General features: G+C 35.7%; 19 protein-coding genes and 3 pseudogenes. 20 read left to right on the top strand and 2 right to left on the bottom strand.

Going from position 1 to position 24,737, the window contains the following annotated elements; genetic code table 11:
- Nucleotides 1-10: 10 nt before the first annotated feature.
- The 20 genes and pseudogenes from rfbD to ABUA31_RS05710 all read left to right on the top strand — a co-directional run bounded on the left by rfbD (nt 11) and on the right by ABUA31_RS05710 (nt 22,148).
- On the top strand, nt 11-922 hold the full coding sequence (rfbD, locus tag ABUA31_RS05805; protein ID WP_117550431.1) for a dTDP-4-dehydrorhamnose reductase: 912 nt from the start codon (nt 11-13) through the stop codon (nt 920-922).
- A gap of 115 nt (nt 923-1,037) precedes the next feature.
- Entirely contained in the window at nt 1,038-1,646 is a 609-nt protein-coding gene (gene rfbC, locus ABUA31_RS05800) for a dTDP-4-dehydrorhamnose 3,5-epimerase (protein ID WP_117875244.1), read from the top strand.
- A 40-nt stretch (nt 1,647-1,686) separates the two neighbouring features.
- The gene (locus tag ABUA31_RS05795) at nt 1,687-2,511 is read left to right on the top strand and encodes a glycosyltransferase (protein WP_117875246.1); all 825 of its coding nucleotides are present in this window, start codon (nt 1,687-1,689) and stop codon (nt 2,509-2,511) included.
- A gap of 19 nt (nt 2,512-2,530) precedes the next feature.
- The gene (locus ABUA31_RS05790) at nt 2,531-3,637 is read left to right on the top strand and encodes a glycosyltransferase family 1 protein (RefSeq protein WP_117550437.1); all 1,107 of its coding nucleotides are present in this window, start codon (nt 2,531-2,533) and stop codon (nt 3,635-3,637) included.
- A 20-nt stretch (nt 3,638-3,657) separates the two neighbouring features.
- Nucleotides 3,658-4,818 carry a polysaccharide pyruvyl transferase family protein gene (locus tag ABUA31_RS05785; protein ID WP_117550439.1) on the top strand — a complete coding sequence of 387 codons (1,161 nt, stop codon included), beginning with the start codon at nt 3,658-3,660 and terminating at the stop codon, nt 4,816-4,818.
- Nucleotides 4,815-6,011 carry a Coenzyme F420 hydrogenase/dehydrogenase, beta subunit C-terminal domain gene (locus tag ABUA31_RS05780; protein WP_158547600.1) on the top strand — a complete coding sequence of 399 codons (1,197 nt, stop codon included), beginning with the start codon at nt 4,815-4,817 and terminating at the stop codon, nt 6,009-6,011. The genes ABUA31_RS05785 and ABUA31_RS05780 overlap by 4 nt, the downstream gene beginning before the upstream one ends.
- Nucleotides 6,012-6,022: 11 nt before the next feature.
- Nucleotides 6,023-7,147: a glycosyltransferase WbsX family protein gene (locus tag ABUA31_RS05775; protein ID WP_117550443.1), complete on the top strand. Its 1,125-nt coding sequence runs from the start codon at nt 6,023-6,025 to the stop codon at nt 7,145-7,147.
- A gap of 2 nt (nt 7,148-7,149) precedes the next feature.
- A complete protein-coding gene (locus ABUA31_RS05770; RefSeq protein WP_117550445.1) occupies nt 7,150-8,316 on the top strand; it encodes a glycosyltransferase WbsX family protein in 1,167 nt (388 codons plus the stop codon).
- A gap of 111 nt (nt 8,317-8,427) precedes the next feature.
- Nucleotides 8,428-9,585 carry an O-antigen ligase family protein gene (locus ABUA31_RS05765; RefSeq protein WP_117550447.1) on the top strand — a complete coding sequence of 386 codons (1,158 nt, stop codon included), beginning with the start codon at nt 8,428-8,430 and terminating at the stop codon, nt 9,583-9,585.
- A 38-nt stretch (nt 9,586-9,623) separates the two neighbouring features.
- Nucleotides 9,624-10,628 (top strand): capsular polysaccharide synthesis protein, encoded by a 1,005-nt coding sequence (locus tag ABUA31_RS05760; RefSeq protein WP_158547601.1) that lies wholly within the window; start codon nt 9,624-9,626, stop codon nt 10,626-10,628.
- The gene (locus tag ABUA31_RS05755; protein ID WP_117875256.1) at nt 10,629-12,161 is read left to right on the top strand and encodes an MATE family efflux transporter; all 1,533 of its coding nucleotides are present in this window, start codon (nt 10,629-10,631) and stop codon (nt 12,159-12,161) included. It abuts the gene before it with no gap.
- Between the two features lie 6 nt (nt 12,162-12,167).
- Nucleotides 12,168-13,001 (top strand): glycosyltransferase family 2 protein, encoded by an 834-nt coding sequence (locus ABUA31_RS05750; protein WP_117550453.1) that lies wholly within the window; start codon nt 12,168-12,170, stop codon nt 12,999-13,001.
- A 320-nt stretch (nt 13,002-13,321) separates the two neighbouring features.
- A pseudogene (locus ABUA31_RS14385) lies at nt 13,322-13,498 on the top strand (DapH/DapD/GlmU-related protein); the annotation flags it as partial.
- 286 nt (nt 13,499-13,784) lie between these two features.
- A pseudogene (locus tag ABUA31_RS05740) lies at nt 13,785-14,226 on the top strand (sugar phosphate nucleotidyltransferase); the annotation flags it as partial.
- Nucleotides 14,227-14,383: 157 nt separating this feature from the next.
- Nucleotides 14,384-15,286, top strand: coding sequence for a sugar phosphate nucleotidyltransferase (locus ABUA31_RS05735; protein WP_349818875.1), 903 nt, complete (start codon nt 14,384-14,386; stop codon nt 15,284-15,286).
- Nucleotides 15,287-15,779: 493 nt separating this feature from the next.
- Nucleotides 15,780-16,244, top strand: a complete 465-nt coding sequence (locus tag ABUA31_RS05730; RefSeq protein ID WP_349818874.1) for a hypothetical protein — start codon at nt 15,780-15,782, stop codon at nt 16,242-16,244.
- A gap of 90 nt (nt 16,245-16,334) precedes the next feature.
- On the top strand, nt 16,335-17,459 hold the full coding sequence (locus ABUA31_RS05725) for an AAA family ATPase (protein ID WP_349818873.1): 1,125 nt from the start codon (nt 16,335-16,337) through the stop codon (nt 17,457-17,459).
- A 120-nt stretch (nt 17,460-17,579) separates the two neighbouring features.
- Nucleotides 17,580-18,194, top strand: coding sequence for a hypothetical protein (locus ABUA31_RS05720; protein ID WP_349818872.1), 615 nt, complete (start codon nt 17,580-17,582; stop codon nt 18,192-18,194).
- Between the two features lie 1,000 nt (nt 18,195-19,194).
- Nucleotides 19,195-19,290, top strand: a pseudogene (locus ABUA31_RS05715) (SEC-C metal-binding domain-containing protein); the annotation flags it as partial.
- A gap of 452 nt (nt 19,291-19,742) precedes the next feature.
- Complete coding sequence (locus tag ABUA31_RS05710; RefSeq protein WP_118016826.1) at nt 19,743-22,148, top strand: cytidine/deoxycytidylate deaminase family protein; 2,406 nt, start codon at nt 19,743-19,745, stop codon at nt 22,146-22,148.
- Nucleotides 22,149-22,493: 345 nt separating this feature from the next.
- Here ABUA31_RS05710 and ABUA31_RS05705 read toward each other — a convergent pair whose 3' ends face one another.
- Together ABUA31_RS05705 and ABUA31_RS05700 are read right to left on the bottom strand one after the other, a co-directional pair.
- The gene (locus ABUA31_RS05705; protein ID WP_349818871.1) at nt 22,494-23,738 is read right to left on the bottom strand and encodes an IS256 family transposase; all 1,245 of its coding nucleotides are present in this window, start codon (nt 23,736-23,738) and stop codon (nt 22,494-22,496) included.
- Nucleotides 23,739-23,907: 169 nt separating this feature from the next.
- Nucleotides 23,908-24,414, bottom strand: a complete 507-nt coding sequence (locus ABUA31_RS05700; RefSeq protein ID WP_349818870.1) for a toll/interleukin-1 receptor domain-containing protein — start codon at nt 24,412-24,414, stop codon at nt 23,908-23,910.
- Nucleotides 24,415-24,737: the final 323 nt, after the last annotated feature.

Here is a 24,737-nt window from a genome sequence, read left to right as displayed (position 1 = left end):
GGGTAAGAGGATGAAATTCTTTGTAACAGGCGTTGGCGGTCAGCTGGGACATGACGTGATGAATGAACTTCTGAAGCGTGGATATGAAGGCGTTGGTTCTGACATACAGCCGGAATATAGTGGCGTGGATGACGGTTCACCAGTGACTAAGGCTGATTATGTGCAGCTCGACATCACTGATAAGGCTGCTGTAGAAAAGATAATAACAGAGATCAAGCCAGATGCGGTTATCCACTGTGCGGCGTGGACTGCGGTGGATGCTGCAGAAGATGAAGAGAATATAGACAAGGTTCGTGCCATCAATGCTGGCGGAACAAGAAATATTGCAGAGGTATGTAAATCACTTGACTGTAAGATGACATATACCAGTACGGATTATGTGTTTGATGGTCAGGGAGATATACCATGGGAGCCGGACTGTAAGGACTATGCTCCTCTCAATGTGTATGGACAGACAAAGCTTGAGGGTGAGCTTGCGGTATCTGAATTGCTTGATAAATACTTCATAGTGAGAATAGCCTGGGTGTTCGGTCTCAATGGAAAGAACTTCATCAAGACAATGCTCTCTGTAGGTAAGACTCATGATGAGGTAAGAGTAGTATGTGACCAGATAGGAACACCTACTTATACGCTGGATCTTGCAAGGCTTCTTGTGGATATGAATGAGACTGAGAAGTATGGCTACTATCATGCCACCAATGAAGGCGGATATATCAGTTGGTATGATTTCACATGTGAGATATATAGACAGGCTGGATACAGCACAAAGGTGACTCCTGTTACTACAGAGGAGTATGGCCTTTCAAAGGCTGCAAGGCCTTATAATAGCAGACTTGACAAGAAGAAACTTGTAGAGGCAGGGTTTACGCCACTTCCAACATGGCAGGATGCGCTTAGCAGATATATTAAAGATTTATCATGAGGAGGGACCCTCGTTAGAGGGAGGAGTCCTGATGATTACGCAGACGCTACGCGCAAGCGTCTTAGATGCGTCTGCTCCATAATAGAGTATTAAAGAAATAAGAGGTATAGATACAATGGGACAGATAAAGGTTGAGAAGAATGTAGGTGGTATAGAAGGTCTGTGTGTCATCGAGCCGGCAGTTCATGGCGACAGCAGAGGATACTTCATGGAGACTTATAATGAGAGAGACATGAAGGAAGCTGGAATAGATGTGAAGTTTGTACAGGATAACCAGTCTATGTCAACCAAAGGGGTTCTCAGAGGACTTCATTTCCAGAAGAACTTTCCGCAGTGTAAGCTTGTAAGAGCTGTGCGCGGTGAAGTGTTCGATGTGGCTGTGGATCTTAGAAGTAATTCGGAAACTTATGGTAAGTGGTATGGTGTAAGACTTTCCGCTGAGAATAAGAAACAGTTCCTCATACCTGAGGGATTCGCCCATGGTTTCCTTGTGCTTTCTGATGAGGCAGAGTTCTGTTATAAGGTGAATGACTTTTGGCATCCAAATGATGAGGGAGGTATGGCTTGGAATGATCCGGAGATCGGTATTGAGTGGCCGGAACTGAAAGGTGAGTACAAGGGCAGTGCAAGTGCAGAGGGCTACACGCTGGAAGATGGTACTGCACTGAACCTGAGCGATAAGGACCAGAAGTGGTTGGGACTGAAGGATACCTTCAAGTTTTGATTTGAAGTGAGCAGAATAAACTAGAAGGTAGGATAGAACTATGAAAAATACCCCATATACAGTTCTAATGTCTGTATACATAAAAGAAAAGGCTGAGTATTTAAAATTAAGCATTCAGAGTATGCTCGATCAAACGGTTCCGCCTGATGAGTTTATTCTTGTTAAAGATGGTCCATTAACAACGGAACTGGATGCAGTTGTGGACTATTACAATCAAAAATATCCAGGTTTGTTTACCATAATTTCAAATGAAACGAATCTTGGACTTGGACCAGCACTGGCAAAAGGCATAGTCGCATCAAGAAATGAACTGATTGCAAGAATGGATTCTGATGATGTATCAGAAAAAACTCGATGTGAAAAACAACTTGCTGCCTTTGAAAAGGATTCAAAGTTAGAGATGGTTGGGTCATTTGAGGCGGAATTTATCGGAGAAAAAGACAACATTGTGTCAGTTCATCGAGTGCCTGAAACACATAATGAAATCACAAAATTTATGCGTCGTAGGTGTGCCATTCTGCATCCAACAGTAATGTACAAGAAAAGTGCCGTAATCAGAAGTGGAAACTATCACTCTGTTCCATTATATGAAGATTATGATCTTTTTGCTAGAATGGTGCTGGAATACAATGTGCGTAGCTATAATATTCAAGAGAACTTATACTATATTAGAACAAGTGAGGATTTCTTTAAAAGACGCGGTGGATTAAAATACGCAAGAACAGTATTGAACTTTAAATGGAACCAGCACAAAAAAGGATATATGTCGCTGACAGATTTTTGCATTAGTGGTTTGGGACAGGCATTTGTATGTGTTCTACCAAATACATTACGTAAAGCTGTTTATTTGAAGCTATTACGATAATAATAGATTGAGGACAATTATGGAAAAGGAACCAATAAGAGTTTTACATATTGTGCCTAATATGCAGGCAGGAGGACTTGAAACATTAATTATGAATATCTATAGAAATATAGATAGAACTAAAGTCCAGTTTGATTTTCTTGTCCATTATACTGGAAATTACTTTTATGATGACGAAATCAGGAGTTTGGGCGGAAGAATATATAAGTTGTCAGTACGCGATGACAACAATTTTATAAAATATTTGAAAGATTTGGATGCGTTTTTTAAGGCGCATCCAGAATATAAGATTGTTCATGGACACATGGAAAGTTTAGGACAATTTTATTTTAAGGCTGCAAAAAGGAATGGAGTTCCTGTACGCGTTGCACACAGTCATAATTCAGCAACAGAAGATACACTCAAGGGAAAAATTAAGGGACTTCTCTTGAAACGATATAAAGTATTTGCAACAGATTACTTTGCTTGTTCACAAAAAGCGGGTGAGTTTATGTTTGCAAATAAAAAGTTTACTGTTCTGAAGAATGCAATCATTGTAAATAATTTTGCTTACAATGAAGATGAAAGAAATCGACTGAGAAAAGAACTCGGTATTGAGGATAAAATAGTCATTGGTCATGCAGGAAGGTTCTGTGAACAGAAAAATCATAAGTTTTTAATAGATGTTTTTAAGAAAATTGCTGATCTGGAAAATAATGCTGTTTTGTTGTTGATTGGTGCTGGAGAAACGTTTGAAAGAATAAAGGAACAAGTTCAAGAGTATGGTTTGGAAGAACGTGTTATTTTCCTAGGGGTTAGAAAAGATATTGCAAGCTTGTATCAGGCGATGGACTGTTTTGTGTTTCCGTCACTTTTTGAAGGTCTTGGTATTGTTGCAATAGAAGCACAGTGTTCTGGTTTGCCAGTAGTCGGCTCTGATGTTATTCCAAAAGAAGCTGCGGTAACAAATCAATTTCACTATATGTCGTTGGATGATTCTGCAGATGAATGGGCAAAAAAAATTCTTGAAGTAACGAAACAGGAGAGAAAAGCTGAAATCGATAAAATTCGAGCTGCGGGATATGACGTGCATGATGTGGCGGAATATTTAGAAGATTTTTATATAAAGAAGTATTTGGAGAATTAAGAAAGCTAGAGGGCGGAAAGATGAAAAAAGTTGGTCTAGTTTCTGTGAGAAACTATAACTATGGAAGTATATTGCAAGCATATGCCTTGCAGCAGGAGTTGTTTGCAGCAGGGGTTGATAATGAATTAATCTATTATAAAAAGCGTAATGTTGTCAAGCAAGCTCTTAGAATATTTAATCTGCCGCTCCTCATGGCAAAGATGAAAGATGTCTGGCGTGTAATTGAAGGAAAGACTAATCCCAAATTAAAACCGATTATTTCTGGAAGAAATAGAGCTTTTTCGAATTTTCTGAAAGATAATTTTGTATTTACACCGTGCTTAAGCGGCAGAAAACAGCTTATTGATTACACAAAGAAATTTGATGCTTTCATTTTGGGAAGCGATCAGGTATGGAATCCAATGTTACTTGGTGGAGATTATTATACATTAACTTGGGTGGATTCTCGTCGCCCTAAAGTAACATACGCTTCGAGCTTTGGTGTATCAGAGATACCTGCGAGCCAAGTAAAGAAGACAAAAGAATACCTGTCTCGATTCAATATGATCTCTGTTAGAGAGGAACAGGGGGCAGAGATTGTCGAAAAATTGACGAGGAAAAAGGCTGAAGTCTGTTGTGATCCTACTGTGCTGACAGACCGGAAGAGATGGGATGAGCTTAGTGGAGATTGTCCGTTTGTGAGTGAAAAGTATATTTTCTGCTACTTTATTGGCAATAATCCAAGCCAACGAGAGTTTGCAAAAAAATTAGCACAGAAAACGGGCTGCAAAATCCTAGCAGTTAAACACATTGATGAGTATATTAAAAGTGATGATGACTTTGGCGATATTGACTATTTAGAAGTTGGGCCAAAAGAGTTTGTCAATTTTATTAGGTATGCTACATATGTATGTACGGATTCTTTTCATGGAACGATTTTCTCGATAATGTATAATAAGAACTTCTTTACATTTATGAGATTCTCAGATAGCCAGAAAAGCTCTATGAATTCGAGAGTAAAAAATATTCTTTCAATCGTTGGTTTGTCCAACCGCTTGTTTGAAAACTCAATTACCCCGGAAGCAGCACTCGCATATCAAGTGGACTGGTCTGATGTTAATAAGAGGCTAAATGATTTTAGAAAAAGTTCACGAGAGTATTTTGAAAGAGCAATAATATGCTTAAAGGGTACACAGGAATGATTAAATTAGTTGAGAAAGAGCACTGCTCAGGCTGTACAGCTTGTATGGTCTGTTGTCCAAAAGAAGCAATATCAATGTGCGCTGATGAGGAAGGATTTAAATATCCAGTTATTGATAGAAATCGGTGCGTGGAATGCGGAAAATGTGTAAGGACATGTCCTATCACGAATAAGCAAAAGAAAAATTCAGTAGTTGATTCATATATTGCTATAAATAACGATAAGAATCAGCGTGAGGCAAGTGCGTCAGGTGGTCTGTTTAGCGTCATAGCTCATTATGTTTTGGAAAAAAATGGCGTAGTTTTTGGTGCGGCATATGATGAAGAACTTAGGGTTAAACATACAGCTATAGAACACGAAGCAGATTTAGAAAAATTGAGAATGTCCAAGTATGTGCAAAGCGATTTGGGTGATACATTTAAACAGGTGGACAAGTATTTAAAAGCGGATAGAATCGTTTTGTTTTCTGGTACGCCTTGTCAAGTAGCAGGACTTAGAGCGTATATTAATAGAGAAGACGCAAATCTAATTCTCCTTGATTTGGTTTGTCATGGCGTTCCATCGCCAAAGCTGTTTGAAGACTATAAGGCTGCACTCTCAGAAAAATACGAAAGTGATATTCAGAATATATATTTTAGAAGCAAAGTTTTAGGGCATCACTTGTCCACGATCGCAGTTCGTTTTTCAAATGGAAAGTTAATTCACAGCAGACGATTGGTGAAATCTTATCCGAGATTATGGTTTGCCGGGTTTACATCACGGCCATCTTGCTATGCCTGCAGTTTTAAAGAAGAAGATCGTGTGAGTGATTTTACACTATTTGATTCTTTTAAGTCAGCTGGACAGTATGACTTTAAAGATGATGATATGGGGCTGTCCAATGTGTATGTTCGCACACAAAAGGCAACTGATTTGTGGAAACAAATCGAGGCTCAAGTAACTGCTGTAAAAACGAAAACAGCGGTTACGAATAAGAATGACGGAGATATGATTTACGAATCCGCAGTAAAAAATAAGGCCCGTGCAGAATTTTGGAGTGATTATGGAAAACTTTCATATACAGAATTAATTGATAAGTATATTCCATATTCTAAAAAAGAAGCCATTATGGATAAGGTTAAACGAGTGATGGTTAGCACAGGCCTGAGTAAAAATTTGAAGATTAAAAAGCTACTTACAAAGATTAAAAAGTAAAGGAAGAAGAAATGAAAGTAATTGCATTCTATCTGCCACAGTTCCATGAAACGCCAGAAAATAATGAATGGTGGGGACAAGGCTTTACTGAGTGGAATAACATGAAAGCTGCCAAACCACTTTTTGAGGGGCATAACCAGCCAAGAATTCCGCTTAACAATAATTATTATAACCTTTTGAATGAGAAAACTCTGGAGTGGCAGACTGAAATTGCAAAAGAACACGGCGTATACGGTTTCTGCTGCTACCACTATTGGTTTGGAAGCAAAATGCTTCTTGAAAAGCCGATGGAGATTTATCTGAAAGATAAAAACTGTGATTTGCCATTTTGCTTTTGCTGGGCAAACGAAACATGGACAAATGCTTGGGCTGCGGAAACTGAGTCTGATCGAAAGACCTTAATCAAGCAGGAGTACGGTGATAAAGAAGAATGGGAGAGACATTTCCAGTATTTGCTTCCGTTCTTTAAGGACGAGAGATACATAAAGGAGGGTAATAAACCGCTTTTTGTGATTTATCGTCCACAGTATATTACAGAGCTGAGTGCAAGACTGGCTTATTATAATAAACGTGCTCAAGAAGAGGGCTTTGACGGGCTGGTTTTTGCAGCACAGCATGTTTCTTTTTATGCTGAGAAGAGCGTCGATAAGTCGATGTTTAAATACCAGATTGAATATCAGCCAGGCTTTGCGTTTTATGATATGAGCTCTTGGATGCAGAAGCAGATGAGCGTTATTAAGCAGAATGTACAGACATGGGCAAGGGATCATTTGAAAAGCTTTAAGTCTGCTAAAAAGGCAAAACTGCAGAAATTATCGTATGACGAAGTGTGGAATACAGTTCTAAATAGAAAAGCAGAGCCGGGAATGATTCCAGGGGCATTTGTGGACTGGGATAATACACCGAGATATAAAGAAAAAGGTCGTGTTTTGACTGGGGCAACACCTGAAAAGTTTAAAGAGTATTTTGGAAAACAGCTGAAAAGAGCACGGGATGAATACAAGTCTGACTATATTTTCATTTTTGCATGGAATGAATGGTCAGAAGGTGGATATTTAGAGCCTGATATGAAAAATCAGTACGGTTACTTAGATGCAATCAAATCATGCGTCGATGAATTGGAAAGTGAGAACTAAAAATGGCAGAGATATTATCAAATAATAAAATTAAAACAATTGCGTTTTATTTACCTCAGTATCATGCCATTCCGGAAAACGATAAATTTTGGGGAAAAGGATTCACGGAATGGGTAAATACGAAAAAGGCTACTCCGCTATTTGAGGGGCATTATCAGCCAAAAGTTCCGTTAAATGAAAACTATTATAACTTGCTAGATGACGATGTTAAAATTTGGCAGGCGAATTTGGCGAAGAAGTATGGTGTGTTTGGCTTTTGCTACTATCACTACTGGTTTAAAGACGGAAAGAAGCTGCTTGAAAAACCACTAGAGCAAATGTTGCAAAATAAAGATGTTGATATCCCATTTTGCATGTCTTGGGCAAATGAGAACTGGAGTAAGCGATGGGATGGCGGTAATCAGGAGATTATTGCCGAGCAGGATTACGGCACAGAAGATGATTGGAAAAAGCACTTGCTTTATATGGTTCAGTTTTTCAAAGATGAACGATATATTACCCTGAATGGCGATCCGGTTTTTCTTATTTATAAACCTGAAGAGATTCCTGATTTGCATCGTATGGTAACTTATTGGCAGTCGGAAATTAAAAAGTTTGGCTTCAATCGGATTTGCTTAATGATCCAGAATTCGGGATGGTATTTTTCACCATCTTACAATGATAGAGATTTCGATTATCAAGTTAAATTTGAACCATACTTTTCAAAGCAGTATGCAGAAAAAGATTTAAATAAAATTAGGCGTCTCCAGATTGCTTATCGAATTCTGAAGAAAGTTAAATTGGAAAAGCCAATCTATGCATTTGTGAAGAGTAGAAAAAAAGTGGCCGGAAATGATAAGCCGTTGTCAATTTTTAGCTATGATAAAGAATGCGCAGATATCCTGAATGGCCCACATTCCCAGAAGATTGTGCAGGGGTTGTTTACAGATTGGGATAACACTGCAAGGCGAAAAAATGGCTTTGTTTTTAAAGGAGGAAATCCGGAGAAATTTGGAAACTGCGCAAAGGCTCTCTTTAACCAGATGAGAGAAAAGAATGATCTTCCGCTTGTCTTTATTAATGCTTGGAATGAGTGGGCAGAGGGAGCGTATTTAGAACCGGACGAAAAGCATGGCTATGCTTATCTTGAGCAATTACAAAATGCTATGGAAAAGTATAATAGAGGTTAATATTTTTATATTGTCTTTTTATTAAGAAAGATATTTAAGAGTGCGTGAATCAACTATTGTATTTATGTAATTTGTGAAAGAATCGAATATCTAAGAAAGAGAAATTTAATCATGACAACCAGAGAATTTGGAAAAGTTACATCAAATCAATTGTATTTGTATGCTCTAGTACTGTACATTTTACTAAATTACACAATTTTAGGAGTACAATGGAACTATCCATTCTCCATTTTAAAAAATGCAGCACAGATTATATTGACATATTTTATTCCTTTCTTATTATGCGTGCGATTCATGCTAGGGTTTATAAAAAAGAGAACATGGCATCAATTAATAACTGTGCTGATAATTAGCTGCACTTTATATTCATCAAGCGTAATACACAGTAATGCACTTGCTTATACAGCCGCGTTTATTCTATTGGCGCCAGGAATTGATTATGATGAAATCGTAAGAGCATTCTACAAAGCAGCTTTTTTTTCAGTAGCGCTATTGATTCTTGCAACAATAATTGGAGCTGTCAATGATAATCAAATACGCTTTACATATGCAACGGGCGTATTGTATGGACATACAATGGGAACCTCACATCCTAACAATTTTGCAGCCTATGTAATGACGACTCTTTTTCTATGGCTGTATATGAATAGAAAAAGAAAATCACCGGCTAAACTGATTTGTGTTGATATAATAGTTGGCGTGATTGTATTTATATTAACGGCGTCAAGGACGAGTTCAATTGTAATATTAGCATTTGCTGTAATTTATTTGTTGTATGAAGTAATGAAAAAGGTTAATGCAGAAAGGCTGATTAACCTATTAAAATTGGCAATAGTGGCTGTTTTTGCAGTTTCAATTTATTTAATGAATTCTATGGGGCAAGTCGGATCAAACGGAATATTAGCAGATTTGACGTTTGCAACACGTTTTTCATCGGCATACAATATTTATCAACAGTATGGAATTCAACCGTTTGGTTCAGATATTGAGTTTGTAAGTTCTGTTGTTTCAGCTCAGACAGGTAAGTCGTCTGTGATACTTGATTCGGCGTATTTGAACTTGCTTTTGTATCGGGGATATATTGTCACTGTTTTGTTTGCGATAGCTGTAGTTCTCTTGTTTAGGAAAATTGGAAAACAACGAGAGTATATCTTGATGATTATAGCCGCGCTATTTGTTGTTGATGGTCTGATGGAACAAAATGTATTTATGATTTATTGTAATTTTACTTTGATGGCTTGCTTTTCAGGATTAGAGAGTATCGATTAATAGACAAGAGCCATTGCTAACAAATGGAGGAATATAGGGTGCGAATAATAAATAGAATTAAACGAAAACTAAGTTCTATTATTAATGATCCTTGGGTGAAAAACAACGGGGAAGTTAGAAAGGAATTTGGATTATTTACTGGTTTAATTATCTTGGTTTTAAATATTGTTGATATGGTAACCAGTTATAAGACAGTATTTTACAAGAACTATTTACTAAAGATAATTAAAAAGGACGTACAGATAACTGTAGACAAATATAAAAAAGATACTTGTGTATTTGACGGTAAAATCACAAATAATGCTAAGATACATGTATGGGTGATATGGTGGCAAGACATAAAAAATGCACCTCAAATAGTTCAAGAGTGTATAGCAAGCCAAAGACTATATATTAATAATAAATATTATGAATATCATTTACTAAATAGTGAGACAGTTTGGGACTATGTTGAACTACCACAGGAAATTATAGAGAAATTTAATCGTAAGGAAATAGGATTTGCGCACTTTTCGGATATTTTAAGACTGGCTCTAATAAAAAAATATGGAGGAGTCTGGATGGATGCCACAATTTTTATGACAAATCAGCTTCCTGAAAGTATAAGAGCGAGTTCTTTTTATTCAAATAAGAAAAAAGCCGATGGATATAATCAGAGAAAATTAATATCAGAGGGTAAATGGACAACCTACTTTTTTAAAGCAGAGCCCGATGATATTATTGTTTCATTTGTTCTGGATGCACTTATTGAATATTGGAGAAAGCATTCTGTGGCTGTAGATTATTTTTTGTTTGATTATTTAATAGCAGTTGCATATGATGAATTTTCACGCGCGAAACATGAAATAGATTTGATCCCTGAGAATAATCCGGAAGTATTTAGTCTTTTTGTTGAGAGAAATAAAAGATATACTCTTGAATTCTTTGAAAAAATTACAAAAGATACTATTATTCATAAACAGTCCTATAAGTTTCCCTACAGTAAACAGGATAAAGACGGTTTTATAACGAACTGGGGACATGCTTGCGAAAGGATAAAATAAATGAGTCTTAAGAGTGATCGAATAAAAAATACAAGGAGAAATGCTATATGGGGAATTGTAAATAAGTTCATTACAATACTCCTTCCGTTTATTACCAGAACAGTTTTGATTTATGTGTTGGGGGTTGAATATGTTGGCATAAACGGACTGTTTTCTTCTATATTACAAGTCTTGAGCTTAGCGGAACTGGGATTTTCTAGTGCAATTGTTTATAGCATGTATAAGCCGCTGGCAGAGAATGATAACGATGTTGTATGCGCATTGCTCCAGTTCTACAAAAAAATATATCGCTGCATTGGTAGTATTGTGCTGATAATTGGTGTTGCACTGATTCCTTTTCTGAAGTACTTGATTTCAGGATCTTGTCCGAGCGATGTTAACATATATGTTGTTTATATAATTTATCTTCTTAATACGTCCTGTAGCTATTTCTTATTTGCTTATAAAAAATCTTTGCTTTCAGCTGTGCAAAGGCAGGACATTATTAGTAAAGTTGCAATGATTAATAAAATCATCAGTAGCTTTATCCAGATTGTGGGATTGCTTCTCCTGAAGCAGTACTATATCTTTATTGTGGTTTTACCGTTGATGTCTTTGCTGGATAACTTGCTGTGTGAATTTCTGGCAAAAAAATATTATCCTCAATTTGAGTGCCACGGAAAGCTCGATAAGAAATATAAGGAAGATATTATTGAAAAAACAAAGGGATTGCTTATTCACAAAATTTGCGGTGTGACACGCAATTCATGTGATAATATTTTCATATCTATGTTTTTGGGGTTAACGCCAGTTGGCATATATAGCAACTACTATTATGTCATGAGTTCAGTAAGAGGAATCCTGGATGTATTTACGGTTTCTATGAGTGCGAGTGTTGGTAACAGCGTTGCTATTGAAAGCGTAGAAAAAAATTATAAGAATTTAAATTTGTTTACATTTATATATGAGTGGCTATGCGGTTGGTGCACGGTTTGTATGCTTTGCCTTTTTCAGCCTTTTATGAGAATTTGGGTTGGAGAAAAGGCGATGTTTTCATTTGATGTCGTGATTGCAATTTGCATATATTTTTATGTTTGGACAATTGGAGATATTAAAAGTCAGTATGCCGATGCCGCAGGCCTTTGGTGGAAAGATCGAATCCGAGCGTCTGTTGAAGCAATTGCCAATATAGCGTTGAATTATGTCCTTGTAAAAAATTTTGGCGTTTTTGGAATTGTTATTGCGACAGCAATATCAATTCTATTTATTGGCTTTCCTTGGAGTACAAAGATTGTATTTGATAATTATTTCAAAGGAAAAAGCTTTTTGCGTTATATGCGTGACGAAGTATTTTATGCAGTGGTTACAATTATAGTTTGCTTTGTCACTTATGAGATTTGTAACTTCGTTAATGTGTCTGGAATTCTGGGGCTTATTATATATGCAGTTATTTGTGTTATAATTCCTAATGTTCTATATTTGCTGGCATATTTTAAGTCACGTTATTTTAAAGATGCAGTACGATTTGTAAAGAAAATTGTTGTAAAGGGGTGATTATGTGTGATTTCGGTAGTGATGCCAGCCTATAACAGAGAAAATATTATAAAAGAAGCGATTAATAGTGTTTTAGGCCAAACATATGAGGATATTGAGTTAATTGTTGTTGATGACGGCTCCACTGATCAAACTTCTAAAGTGGTTCGTGAAATTGAGGATCCGAGATTAAAATATTTTTATCAAGAAAATGCAGGAGCTTGTGCGGCTAGAAATAAGGGGGTTGAGCTCTCGCAAGGAGAACTTGTTGCCTTTCATGATAGCGATGATATTTGGCATCAAGACAAATTAGAAAAACAGATAAAGGTGATGGAAACATCAGGTGCAGATCTTGTTTTTTGTAAACTTGTCAAATATTATGCGAATGGAAAAACTCAGCTATTGCCAGATTCAATAAGTGAGGGCTTTTTGAATCCCGTCGAAAACTTGTTTGGAATAGGGACACAAAGCCTATTAGCAAAAAAAGAAGTATTTGAAAAATGTCCATTTGATACTTCGATGCCACGCTTTCAGGAGTTTGAAATGCTGGTCAGAATTGCAGAAAAGTATCGAATTTATTGTCTTGATGATGGACTGGTTGATTATAAAATCGGAAATGATTCTATAAGTAGTAATCCTGAAAAACTTTATAAAGCCTGTGATTTAATTTTACAGAAGCATCCATCTTTTCAGAAAAAATACCCTAAAATGATGCATGTTATGGCTAGTGCGTTACAGGATGCGGGAAATGAATTGAAAAAATCGGGAAAAAATAATTATAAGAAATTCTACGATAAAAGCTTAGAGTATGATAGCTCGTTAAAAAGAAAAATTTCAATTTATATTAAAGGAATTATTTGAGGGATGAACTTATGTTTGATAAAATAAAATTATGGCTAAAGAAAAAAGAGTGGAGAAAAAGAAATGTTCATAATGAAACTAGTATTGTGAATGCTTTTAACTTTGCTCAGGTTTCAGTTGGAAAAGGTACTTATGGAGGAATAACTGCTATTTTAATGGCAGATGATTCTTGTATTAAAATTGGAAACTACTGTTCGATAGGACCCAAGGTTATTTTTATGGGGGGGGGCGAGCATAATTACAAGAGGATATCTACATATCCTTTTCAATCAAAAGTTTATAAACAAAAAACTAATAACCCCGTGAATCACTCCATTATCATAGAAGATGATGTTTGGATTGGATATGATGCGCTTATTATGCCCGGAGTAACTATTGGTAAAGGTAGTGTTATTGGTGCAAGAGCGATTGTCACAAAGGATGTTCCGCCGTATTCGATATATGTTGGTAATAAAGTAATCAAGAAAAGATTTTCTGAGGATATTATAAATAAACTGAGCATAATTGATTTTTCAAAAGTTGAGCACACCAGTTTTGATACATATATAAATTACTGCCAAACAGAAATCACTTCAAGTAATGTGGATGATATACTGGAGTGCTTCGTTACGAGAAAATAATATTTGAGGGCATCTAAAAGGAGTTTTTCAGGCAATAAATACCATTTTTTGTTCTGCTATGATTTTTGTATGTGGCTATATTGTTACAAGTATTGTAAATAGGATTCCATTTGTGGGGAAATGGATTGTTTAAAAGAAAAAGAATAGAGGGAAAAAGGAAAAAATGACCACAACATTACTTATCATGGCTGCTGGAATCGGCAGCCGCTTCGGAATAGGAATCAAGCAGTTGGAACCAGTTGATGACGTGAACAATATCATCATGGATTACTCGATTCACGATGCGATTGAGGCAGGCTTCAACCATGTGGTCTTTATTATTCGCAAGGATATCGAGGAGGAGTTCAAAGAGGTCATCGGTAATCGTATTGCCTCTATTTGCTCCTCTCATAATGTAACTGTGGACTATGCTTTCTAGGATATCAATGATATTCCGGGAGAACTTCAGGCAGGCCGTACAAAACCGAGGGGGAACTGGACAGGCTGTGCTTGTAGCGAAAAATGTGATTGATACCCCGTTCATTGTGATCAATGCAGATGATTACTATGGCAAAGAAGGCTTCAAGGCTGTCCACGAATATCTGGTGATAGGCAGTCTGAGGTGTCAGGTGCAAATGAATATATTTATTTAAATATGCCTGTGCTGTACTAAATAATTGGGGCAGTTGCGATAGTAACAAATAGTATATATCATTATTTGAGTTTATTTGTAGATAATAAAGATGAACATAAACTTATTACTTACTAATGAGGAGAAAACAAATGGAGACAACTTTACTTATAATGGCGGCAGGAATCGGTTCAAGGTTTGGAACAGGAATAAAACAGCTGGAGCCTGTAGATGATGGTAATCACATTATCATGGATTATTCAATTCATGATGCCATAGAGGCAGGATTTAATCATGTCGTATTTATTATTCGCAAGGATATCGAGAGAGAATTTAGATCTGTTATAGGTGATCGGATTGCCGCCATTTGCGGGAAATCTGGCGTTACGGTTGATTATGCATTCCAGAATATCGAGGATATTCCAGGGGAGCTGCCGACAGACAGAACAAAGCCATGGGGAACAGGACAGGCCGTGCTTGCAGCTAAAGCCGTGCTGAAGACACCATTTGTCGTGATCAATGCAGATGATTATTATGGCAAGGAAGGCTTCAGGTTGGTTCATGAGTATCTGGTGAATGGAGGACAGTCATGTATGGCTGGATTCGTACTTAAGAATACATTGTCTGATAATGGTGGTGTGACCAGAGGCATTTGCAAGATGGACGATCAGAATAATCTGACAGAGGTGGTGGAGACCAAGAATATCGTCAAGACTGTGGACGGTGCAGAGACGGACGGCACAGCCATTGATACGGAGTCTCTGGTGTCCATGAACATGTGGGGACTGACACTGGAATTCTTGGATATGTTGGAGGCAGGATTTGCGGAGTTCTTTGAGACGGAGGTTCCGACTGATCCACTTAAGGCAGAGTTCCTTATTCCTACATTTATAGGAGAACTTCTGGATGAGAAGAAGATGACGGTTAAGGTTCTCCGGACGAATGATACCTGGTATGGTATGACGTATAAGGAGGATGTTGAGGCTGTTAAGGAGAGCTTTAAGGGGATGATTGAGGACGGTATGTATGAGAAGGATTTGTTTGGGGATTTGTAGATAGGATGTTTATATGGATGTGATGTGATGTGATTGCCAGCCCTCCCGGGCTGGCAATTGGTGGATATAGGTAATTTCATAGGCATGTTATGATTTGCTATATAATGTTGATTGAAAAATGACTGTATGTTATAATGCTTAATATTAAAATATACGACAAAACAAATGGTATGTCGATATGATTCATAGAGTGACTTGTGATAAATGTGGTTCCATTTCGGAATATGATGATAGATCTATATGGGAGGGCAACCGTGAACGTGAAGAGGTAGAATGCCCTGTGTGTGGGAATATTATTGGGAGCGTTTTTACAGACCTTATACCTGTAGCAAGACTTATAAGTAAAGGATAAATTATGTATAGAAAAGTAATGTTTTCATTGATGTTGCTGTCATTGATATTATTATCTCTAATTGCATGGAAAGTTGGTGTGTTTACGACGATCGTAGGTCTGTCATTTTACCGTTAGTAAGAGAGGAGCAAAGAATACTAAATGAGTGGTGGATATATTTCAAAAATAACATTCAACAATAATCAGAGTGTAGAGATAAATGCAAATGATATAGTTGTATTTGTAGGTGCTAATAACGTAGGGAAAAGTCAAACATTAAAAGATATATATGAACTGTGTGATAGAAAAGTTCCTACGATGGTAGTTGAAGATATAGATATCGTTAAGTACGATGTTGATCTTGATAAATTTTTACCCACAATATCGCATATAAAAAACATGGGGGCTTATAAAGAATTTTCGGGAATGGGCTTCTATTTTAATTCGTATAGTGTGCAGGATTATGCTAAAGAAAAGCGGTATGGACAAATAAGAGATATATTTGTTGCTTATTTAGACACTATGAGCAGATTATCCATTTGTAATCCTCCTGAATTGATTTCGAGAAATGCGGAAAAAAGGCATCCAATTCATTATGCTGCTTTTAATGGAAAATATAGAATTTGACTAAGTGAAAATTTTAAAAAGGCGTTCGGTAAAGATTTAATCCCTTTTACACAGAATGGTAGTAATATACCATTGTGTATAGGCGATGTTGTGAAATTCGATACGGAATTTGATGATGAACAACTACGTCAGGAAGCATATTCAGAAATTTTAGAAACATATAAACAGGTTCAGGATCAAGGGGATGGGATAAAAAGTTTTACAGGAATATTATTGTATTTAATGTTGGATTATTATTCTACTTTTTTAATAGATGAACCTGAATCGTTTCTACATCCTCCTCAGGCGAATATAATGGGGCGTATAATAGGTGAGACATTGCAGGCGGATCAGCAAGCGTTTATATCAACTCACAGTGAAGAAATTATTAAAGGGTTACTAGAAGTTTGTCCAGATAGGATAAAAATAGTGAGAATAAAAAGGGCGGGAGATTATAATTCGATTTCTGTTTTGGATAATGAAAAGTTCTCTGAGATATGGAATGATCCACTATTAAAGTATTCCAATATCATGACGAGTTTATTTCATAAAGAAGTTATGTTGTGTGAGAGCGATTCTGACTGCAAGATGTACTCTGTTATAGAACATCATCTTAAATACAAAGTTGGAAAATATTCAGAAACATTATTTATTCATTGTGGTGGAAAACATAGAATGGCAAAAATCGCTAGTGCCTTGCGGTCATTAGATATAGATGTAAAGTTAATCCCTGATCTGGATGTGTTGAATGATGAATGCATTTTTAAGGGTATTGCGACATCTTTTGATGTAGATTGGGAGAGTATAAAAAAAGACTATAATATAATAGCATCAAATTTACATAGCTCCAAGGAAGCAGTGGATAAAAATAAATTATTGGGTATGGTTTCTCAAATTGTTAATGAATCTGAAAATCCAAATTTATCGTTAAAAGAAATAAATACAATAAAGGCAGAACTGAAAACAGAGTCAAAGTGGGAAGCTTTGAAAAGAAATGGAATAACAGCATTGCCAAGTGGTGATGCAACGGTAGCATTTCAGAGACTGGATCAGGTGATAAGGAATGCTGGAATATTTATTGTCCCAGTAGGTGAATTAGAATGCTTTGTTAAACAAGTAGGAGGGCATGGACCTGATTGGGTGAATAAGGTGTTAGAGACGTATCCAGATTTAGACAATAAAGTATATGATGAAATTAAGAAATTTATAGCTCAAGTATGTTGTGAGCGTTTATAAACAGTGGGTTAGATAGAGTTAGGCAATACTTATTGTATATACAAGTTGTTAACTGGAATAATATTTAAGCGGTAAATCGCTCATATATAGTTAATAGCAACACTTTAGAAGGGGGCCAATATGGCAGAATACATTCGTGATGTTGAGAAAATTATTGATGCCTACCATAAACAAGATCCGTTATTTTCTTTAAATAGAAAAACAGCATTATATAATGCATTAATCGTCTTTGAGGATGCTTGCCGCTTGGGTGGCATAACGAATCTTGCACTGATAGGTGATAACTTGGAGTATTCAATGCTAATCCGAGAACAATTAGATTCATTAAATGTTTTAATTCAATGGATATTCCAAGACTGTTCGCATAAAGACACTGATACTTTGGATATGAATATTATACCCGAGCGATATATAGATGCTGCAAAGCTATTGCAGCTTCAAGCAAAGCAATATTCACCCATTTATAGTGCGTATACCAGCTATTCGAGAGGCCATTTTTCTGCAAGTGTAAATGAAATACAAAGTAAGATAACATTCTTAGACAATCCCCAAAATAGGAATATTATAATATCTGATATGGCAGAATCAATATTTAGAGATCAGGTAATGGGAACTAAGTTTATGACTGGTCAGGATTTGTCATTGGCAAACAGTAAACTTATAGATTCTATTAAGTTTCAAGATGGATGCATTTCCTATAGTTCCGATGAAAAAAATATGGAATCCTTTTTATGAAATGATGGAGCGGCAATGGATTAATACTAGTGAATTACCAGAAGAATGGGAATTTGACAAGTTTTCAGTAAAAGATTTCAAGCAGTTTTGGATAGCGATAGCGACACTTTGTTTTATTCATATGGTAGCTTGCTTGAAAAGCGGAGTTCCTGGCGCTGCTGTTCAAGAAGCAGTTCTTATAAAATCATCGACTGAATTTGTGCAAGTCATTGCAGATAAAACTAAACTCTCTAAAGATAGAATATCTGCCATATTAAAATTACTAACATATAATAGTGGCTTGAAAAACAACGATATTGTATATCAACCTTTTGTCGAAATTGACAAGGATAGATTAGCCCTTGCTCCTCATTTGATTTTAGCAAGCAGACCAGAAAGAAACCTAATCTCACTTATCCATAAACTGAGAGATAAATCATACTTTGACTTGACAAATTTACGGGAAGGAATTATGCAAGATGAACTTGATGCTGTTACGGAAAAAATATCTACTGTATTAGTGGCAAAGAATAAATCACTTCCCGGCACCCTTCCAGATGTAGATTATGCTATATGGGATAAAGAATACAATTACATTCTTATATGTGAATTAAAATGGCTTGTTGAAGCGGATTCAACATCCGAGGTATTTGCAAGGGTTCAGGATTTGGAGCACGGGTGTGAACAGGTGTCGGATATGCTAACATATGCACAAAAAAATTGCTTTGAATTCTGTAACAAAGTGTTCGGATTTGTTACATCGGATAACTTGCCAGTAGTTATGGGATGTGTTGTTTCAAAAAAGGGGATTAGAGTATACAATTCAGATATTCCTGTAATTAGTTTACAAACACTATTGGACTTGCTAAAGAGTAATAGCGTCAATCATACTTTTGAGGTGATTAAAGAAAAAAACTATTTGTTTCCAACTCCTCCCCATTTTGAATTTGGATTACAAGCAATTTCGTATGCAGGGTATACTTTTGAAATCCCTACGTTGATAAAAGATCAGCCCAATATTTCTGGAACATATAGGCGTATTGCCCCTAAAATAGGAAGAAATGCTCCTTGTCCGTGTGGGTCAGGTAAAAAATATAAAAAGTGTTGCGGATGTTAAAATTAGGCAGTGGAGCTAGCCAATAAAGACGATGGGGTTAAGAGATGGCATATAAGAGGCAATGCCTATAAGCTAAGTGTTGGATAAAGTGTTCTGTGTAAAAAATACTTGTGTGTAGAGTGAATAATTACAAGTCAAAAGCATAAAGCAGAGTTTTTATGTATGACAAATAGAATGAATATTGTCTGCATGAAGAAGCTATTCAATTGTAAGTAAATGCTCCACAGTGGGGATCCCCACTGTGGAGCATTTATTTAGAATCATAAAATACAAAATAATATTGAAATATTATAATAGATTATTATAATATTTCAATATAGAGATTGTATGGTAATAAGATGATACGGAATGATGATGTATGCGATTTAAGAAAGAAATTATAAAAAGATAAGTGCCTCATTGAGGATTGGTTTTGTGATGGAAAGCATAGTGGAAAAGAAAGGGGAGATAAGATGAAAGATGCAATTTCGCAGGTGTACGAGAGTAAAGAAAAACTAATTATTATAGGCTTAACAGGTAGAACAGGTTCGGGATGTAGTAAGGTTGCGGAGATACTTGAAACTAGTAAATTTGAAGATTTACACATGAAATCAGCAAAAAGTTATGATTATAAAAGTAGTGATGAACGTAAGTTTAGTATAATATATGATTATATGAAAGAACCCGGTAGGTGGTTCCCATTTTCTGTTATTGAAGTGAGTTCATTAATCTTTGCAAGTGCTTTCGAGTCTGGAATTGAAGAATTTATAAAATTTATAGATGGAATAACCGATGATTCCATGATAGAAAGTCTACATATCGGTGAAAAGGACAAATTTATAGATCAAATACGTATGATGAGTTACGTTTTTGTAGAAGCTAAAAAGTATAGTTTAAGTCTAGATAATAAAAATGTTGAAGAACTGTCTGATATACAAGTTGAAGAATACTATAACTATTATATGATGCAAGTAAAGAAGGAGAAAAAAAGGTTTAGAGACGTTCTAGATGAACATACTTGTTATTATGTGTATAATGATGAAACGAGAGGAAAACAACAATCGAAGTATCATTTGTATACATATTTAATGCAGAAATTTGGAAATAACATAAGATGTTCTGGTGATCCTTTTGTATCTCAATTTGATGAGAAAAAGTATAATTTTTTTGCCCATAGAATAGATAATTTAATAAAAATAATAAGCAAATATAATGAGATTAAAGGAAATTCTTCTACGAGAATATGTATTGATGCAATAAGAAATCCATATGAATCTATTTTTTTGAGAGATAAATACAGAGCATTTTATTTAATGGCGGTAGGTACAGATGATAGTGATCGTAGAAATAGATTGAGTTATCTTACGTTAGAAGAACAGAAAAATTTGGATAATATAGAGTATCCTGAAAAAACAAAAGAACCTGAAGGTGTATTTTATCACCAAAGTATAGAAAAGTGTATTGAATATGCAGGTATTCATGTGTATAACCCTTCTGTTACAGGCAATAAGTATTATGAGCTTACAGAACAATTGATAAAGTATATTGCACTGATAATACATCCGGGATTGGTAACACCATCACATATTGAACGATGTATGCAATTGGCATATAACACTAAATTTAATTCTGGATGTTTGTCTCGCCAGGTGGGTGCCGTGGTTACAAGAGCGGATTATTCAGTTCAGTCTGTCGGATGGAATGACGTACCCAAAGGGCAGATCCCATGCATGTTACGAGATGTGCAGGGATATTGTAAAAATAGAGATGGAGAATCGTTTAGTAAATTTGAACTAGAGGATAATAGATTTTCGGAAGTAATGCAAAAAATTGATAATAAAGTAGAAAATAAACTTTGTGGAAGAAAAATGACATATTGTTTCAAGGATGTATATAATGGCATGACTGGAGATAAGAATCAAGTGTATACCAGAGCTTTACATGCTGAAGAAAATGCCTTTTTACAGATTTCTAAGTATGGCGGATCCCCGGTTATGGGAGGAAATTTGTTTACCACGGCAAGTCCGTGTGAATTGTGTGCAAAAAAGGCATATCAACTTGGGATAAAGAATATATACTATATAAATCCGTATCCGGGAATATCATATACGCATATTTTATCATTTGGTAAGAAAAACAATCCATGTATGAATTTGTTTTTTGGGGCTATTGGTCAAACCTATTTGGAATTATATGAGCCTCGTATAGCGGTAAAGGATGAATTGGAATTATTGACAGAAGAAAGTATAAAAAAGATTGCACAGGGTGAGGAACAAGAGCAAACGGTAGAGTATGGAGATATTGAATATGAATCAGTTTGTATTGATTTCCAATTCGCAAACAATAGAAGTGAGATAGAGTGTTACAGATCTGTTGAGGCAAAGATATTGGCAGAGGAATTATGTGATGTGAAAAAGAGTATTGTTTGGACAGGAAGTTCTTATGATGGAACCGAATTAGTACCGGAAGAAAGTGATGAAGATATAAGAATTGAACAAACTACAGATTTTTTACCATATACCTATACAATAAAAGCAGATAGAAAGCAAGACAATAAACTAAAATACAAAGTGGTTACAAAAGTTAAAGATGAAAAACAAGTCATGTCTCCATATCTAGCGCATAAAGTACGGAATAAGACTCGTTATTTGGAATTGAAAATATCAAGCAAGCACACAAATGATATCTTTGAAAATGTTACGTATAATGTGTATGCAGATTTGGAAATGAAGACACTTATAGAATCTAAAGAATTAGAGATAAAGGATGTGAACGATGTATATGTGGCTGAAGTAAAAATTGATTCACCAAATGTGAATTACACATATGCTATTAATTGGAAATTTAAAAAAAACAGTCTTGAAAAATTTCTTTTGTAATATATGATAAAGGTAGTGGAGGTGAATATTATGGAAGGTGATTGACATAATAAAAGAATTGTTAGTGTTTGTAAATTTCAATTCTAAATTTCAATAACAAGTTGGACACTGGCTATACAACATCCGCTTGATAGATTTTAGTTTTTTCAAGTAAAGTGTGTAAGTTGGGGATTTTTATAGAGAGACTATGAAGAAAAGTCTGTAAATAATAATCTTCTATGATAATGATTGAGCTGGAAGCACTAAATTGGAGCTTCCAGCTCTTGTTTTATATATACGACATGATTTCGGGCATGTCAAGAGTGGACGTCAAAAACGTCCTTCTCATCATGTATACAGATTCTGTTATTCTGGGAGTCTTCCCTCGTACATAATACTGAGTTCACCGTAGACCTGTCCCCAGTTTCGAATGCTCATAGTCCATTTTTTAGTAGCTTCGAAAGTTGCCAGATACAGGGCTTTCAGGAGCACTGTATCACTTGGAAATACGCTTCTCTGACGGTTGAGCTTACGGTAGGTAGAATTCAGACTTTCAATTGCATTGGTCGTGTAAATAACCTTTCTGACATCCGGTGAGAACTTGAAAATCGGCGTTATTGCATCCCAGTTATCATACCAGCGTTTCATAGAATTCGGGTATTTTGCGGTCCATTTTTCAGTAACGCGATCCAGAGCCAGTCTAGCTTTCTCTTCATCGGAAGCATGGTAAATCGTTTTTAGGTCGGAAGTAAACGCTTTTCTGTCCTTATCGGGAACATATTTTAACGTGTTTCTTACCTGATGTACAATACATCTCTGATACTCCGTTTTGGGGAATGCAGCGGCAATTGCCTCTTTAATACCGCTAAGACCATCAGCGCAGATAATCAAGATATCCTTTACACCACGATTCTTCAGCTCATTCAGGACGGACAGCCAGTATTTTGAACTTTCATTATCACCGACCGTGATTGAAAGAACCTCTTTTTTTCCTTCTGTGTTGATGCCAAGAATGACGTTGGCAGCCAGTTTTCTGATCACTCCATTATCTCGTACGGAATAATGGATGGCATCTATATAGAGAATTGGATATACCTCATCCAGCGGTCGATTTTGCCAGTCTTCAATCTGAGGCAGGATTTTATCTGTAACGTCTGAAATAAAGCCTTCTGATGTTTCAAAACCGTAGATATCTTCGATGGTTTCGGATATTTGCCGGGGCGTCATCCCTTTGGCATACATGGAGATAATCTTCTGATCGATATCAGAAATATCCTTCTGACGTTTCTTTACAATCTGTGGCTCAAATGTTGATTTACGGTCCTGTGGAACATCGATATCCATGCTGCCATAGCTGCTGTTTACACGCTTTGATTTATATCCATTGCGGTAATCATCGCTATCAGATCTTTCAGATTTCTGGTAGCCAAGATGATCATCCATTTCTGCTTCCATCATCTCTTTGATGGTGCCGCCAAGCAGATCCTTAAGAGCATCCTGGATATCTTCAGCGGTTTCAATATCATACTCCTGAAGAAGTTGCTGAATGATGTTTCGCTTTCCCTCTGTCATTACTACTTTGTGTACAGGTTTCTTTTCTCTTCTTGCCATAATAAAAGGCCTCCTATGATTTATATTTTACCATAGAAGGCCTTGCTGTTATTAGCTATTTACAGAAAAAGTTTCACACACTCTTTATAAGAGGTCATATTTTATAAGTATGAGGTGACCCCTCAAAGTTAGATTTTTTACGAGACGACTTCGGTCGTCTCGTTTTTCTTTATGCAGCTAGAAGATGGAGTCTGTATTGAACAGGACTCATCCATCCTAACTTTTCTTTTATTCGTTTCTCATTATAGTATTTTATAAAACGTTCTATATCTTCCAAATATTTAGCTGATATTTGAGTTGCAACATCTAATGTTTCTTTTTCTGTTGTTATTTCGGTATATATAATATCATTTATCCATTGAAATTTTTCTGGGACATCTTTAGCAGTAATATTATATAATATCGGAATTACAACGATTTTTTTATTTTTTAGCAATTCATATATTTGCTCCAACTCTGAAATTGCGCAGGGGCTTTCAAATAATGCATGGGATATAATTACTACTACATATCTTGATTTATATAACCCTCTTTCAAAGTTGAGATAGTCACCATCATCTCCAATAAAAAGCTCATCATAATCATACCATATTTTATATCCATAATTTTTCAAATGATAGGATAAAGATTGCGCAACAATATATCTTTCAACATGTGAAAAACAAATAAATATCATAGAGAGACCTCATTGTTATGTAGTTAAATGCAAATTCTTTAATAATATTGTGGCAACAATAGTATAATTGATTGATAACTAATAATTATCTGTTACAAAATTTATAGATTTTTTAATGAGTTCAGACATGTAATTCGAAGCGGCAGATAGAAAAAATGAAACCTAAGAATAAATATATATTTTAATGAAAATGTATAGTGTAAAAAATGTTAAGAATTGCCATATTGTATAACAATATTCATAGTCATGTGATATAATATTCTTGTTTGAAAATAAGAATTGATATAAAGAGAAGAAAATGAGTGGAGATAAAATAGGATAAA

Origin of the sequence: Coprococcus sp. RTP31081st1_H1_RTP31081_211007, from assembly GCF_040227275.1 — a bacterium.
Lineage (GTDB): Bacteria > Bacillota > Clostridia > Lachnospirales > Lachnospiraceae > Coprococcus > Coprococcus aceti.
The sequence above is the reverse complement of the archived record's forward strand: the minus strand, read 5'-3'. Positions and strand labels throughout refer to the sequence as shown.

Bases quoted from the DNA above. Each gene is read 5' to 3' on its own strand.
- rfbD (WP_117550431.1), top strand. From the start codon at position 11: ATGAAATTCTTTGTAACAGGCGTTGGCGGTCAGCTGGGACATGACGTG.
- rfbC (WP_117875244.1), top strand. From the start codon at position 1,038: ATGGGACAGATAAAGGTTGAGAAGAATGTAGGTGGTATAGAAGGTCTG.
- ABUA31_RS05795 (WP_117875246.1), top strand. From the start codon at position 1,687: ATGAAAAATACCCCATATACAGTTCTAATGTCTGTATACATAAAAGAA.
- ABUA31_RS05790 (WP_117550437.1), top strand. From the start codon at position 2,531: ATGGAAAAGGAACCAATAAGAGTTTTACATATTGTGCCTAATATGCAG.
- ABUA31_RS05785 (WP_117550439.1), top strand. From the start codon at position 3,658: ATGAAAAAAGTTGGTCTAGTTTCTGTGAGAAACTATAACTATGGAAGT.
- ABUA31_RS05780 (WP_158547600.1), top strand. From the start codon at position 4,815: ATGATTAAATTAGTTGAGAAAGAGCACTGCTCAGGCTGTACAGCTTGT.
- ABUA31_RS05775 (WP_117550443.1), top strand. From the start codon at position 6,023: ATGAAAGTAATTGCATTCTATCTGCCACAGTTCCATGAAACGCCAGAA.
- ABUA31_RS05770 (WP_117550445.1), top strand. From the start codon at position 7,150: ATGGCAGAGATATTATCAAATAATAAAATTAAAACAATTGCGTTTTAT.
- ABUA31_RS05765 (WP_117550447.1), top strand. From the start codon at position 8,428: ATGACAACCAGAGAATTTGGAAAAGTTACATCAAATCAATTGTATTTG.
- ABUA31_RS05755 (WP_117875256.1), top strand. From the start codon at position 10,629: ATGAGTCTTAAGAGTGATCGAATAAAAAATACAAGGAGAAATGCTATA.
- ABUA31_RS05735 (WP_349818875.1), top strand. From the start codon at position 14,384: ATGGAGACAACTTTACTTATAATGGCGGCAGGAATCGGTTCAAGGTTT.
- ABUA31_RS05730 (WP_349818874.1), top strand. From the start codon at position 15,780: ATGAGTGGTGGATATATTTCAAAAATAACATTCAACAATAATCAGAGT.
- ABUA31_RS05720 (WP_349818872.1), top strand. From the start codon at position 17,580: ATGGCAGAATACATTCGTGATGTTGAGAAAATTATTGATGCCTACCAT.
- ABUA31_RS05710 (WP_118016826.1), top strand. From the start codon at position 19,743: ATGAAAGATGCAATTTCGCAGGTGTACGAGAGTAAAGAAAAACTAATT.
- ABUA31_RS05705 (WP_349818871.1), bottom strand. From the start codon at position 23,738: ATGGCAAGAAGAGAAAAGAAACCTGTACACAAAGTAGTAATGACAGAG.
- ABUA31_RS05700 (WP_349818870.1), bottom strand. From the start codon at position 24,414: ATGATATTTATTTGTTTTTCACATGTTGAAAGATATATTGTTGCGCAA.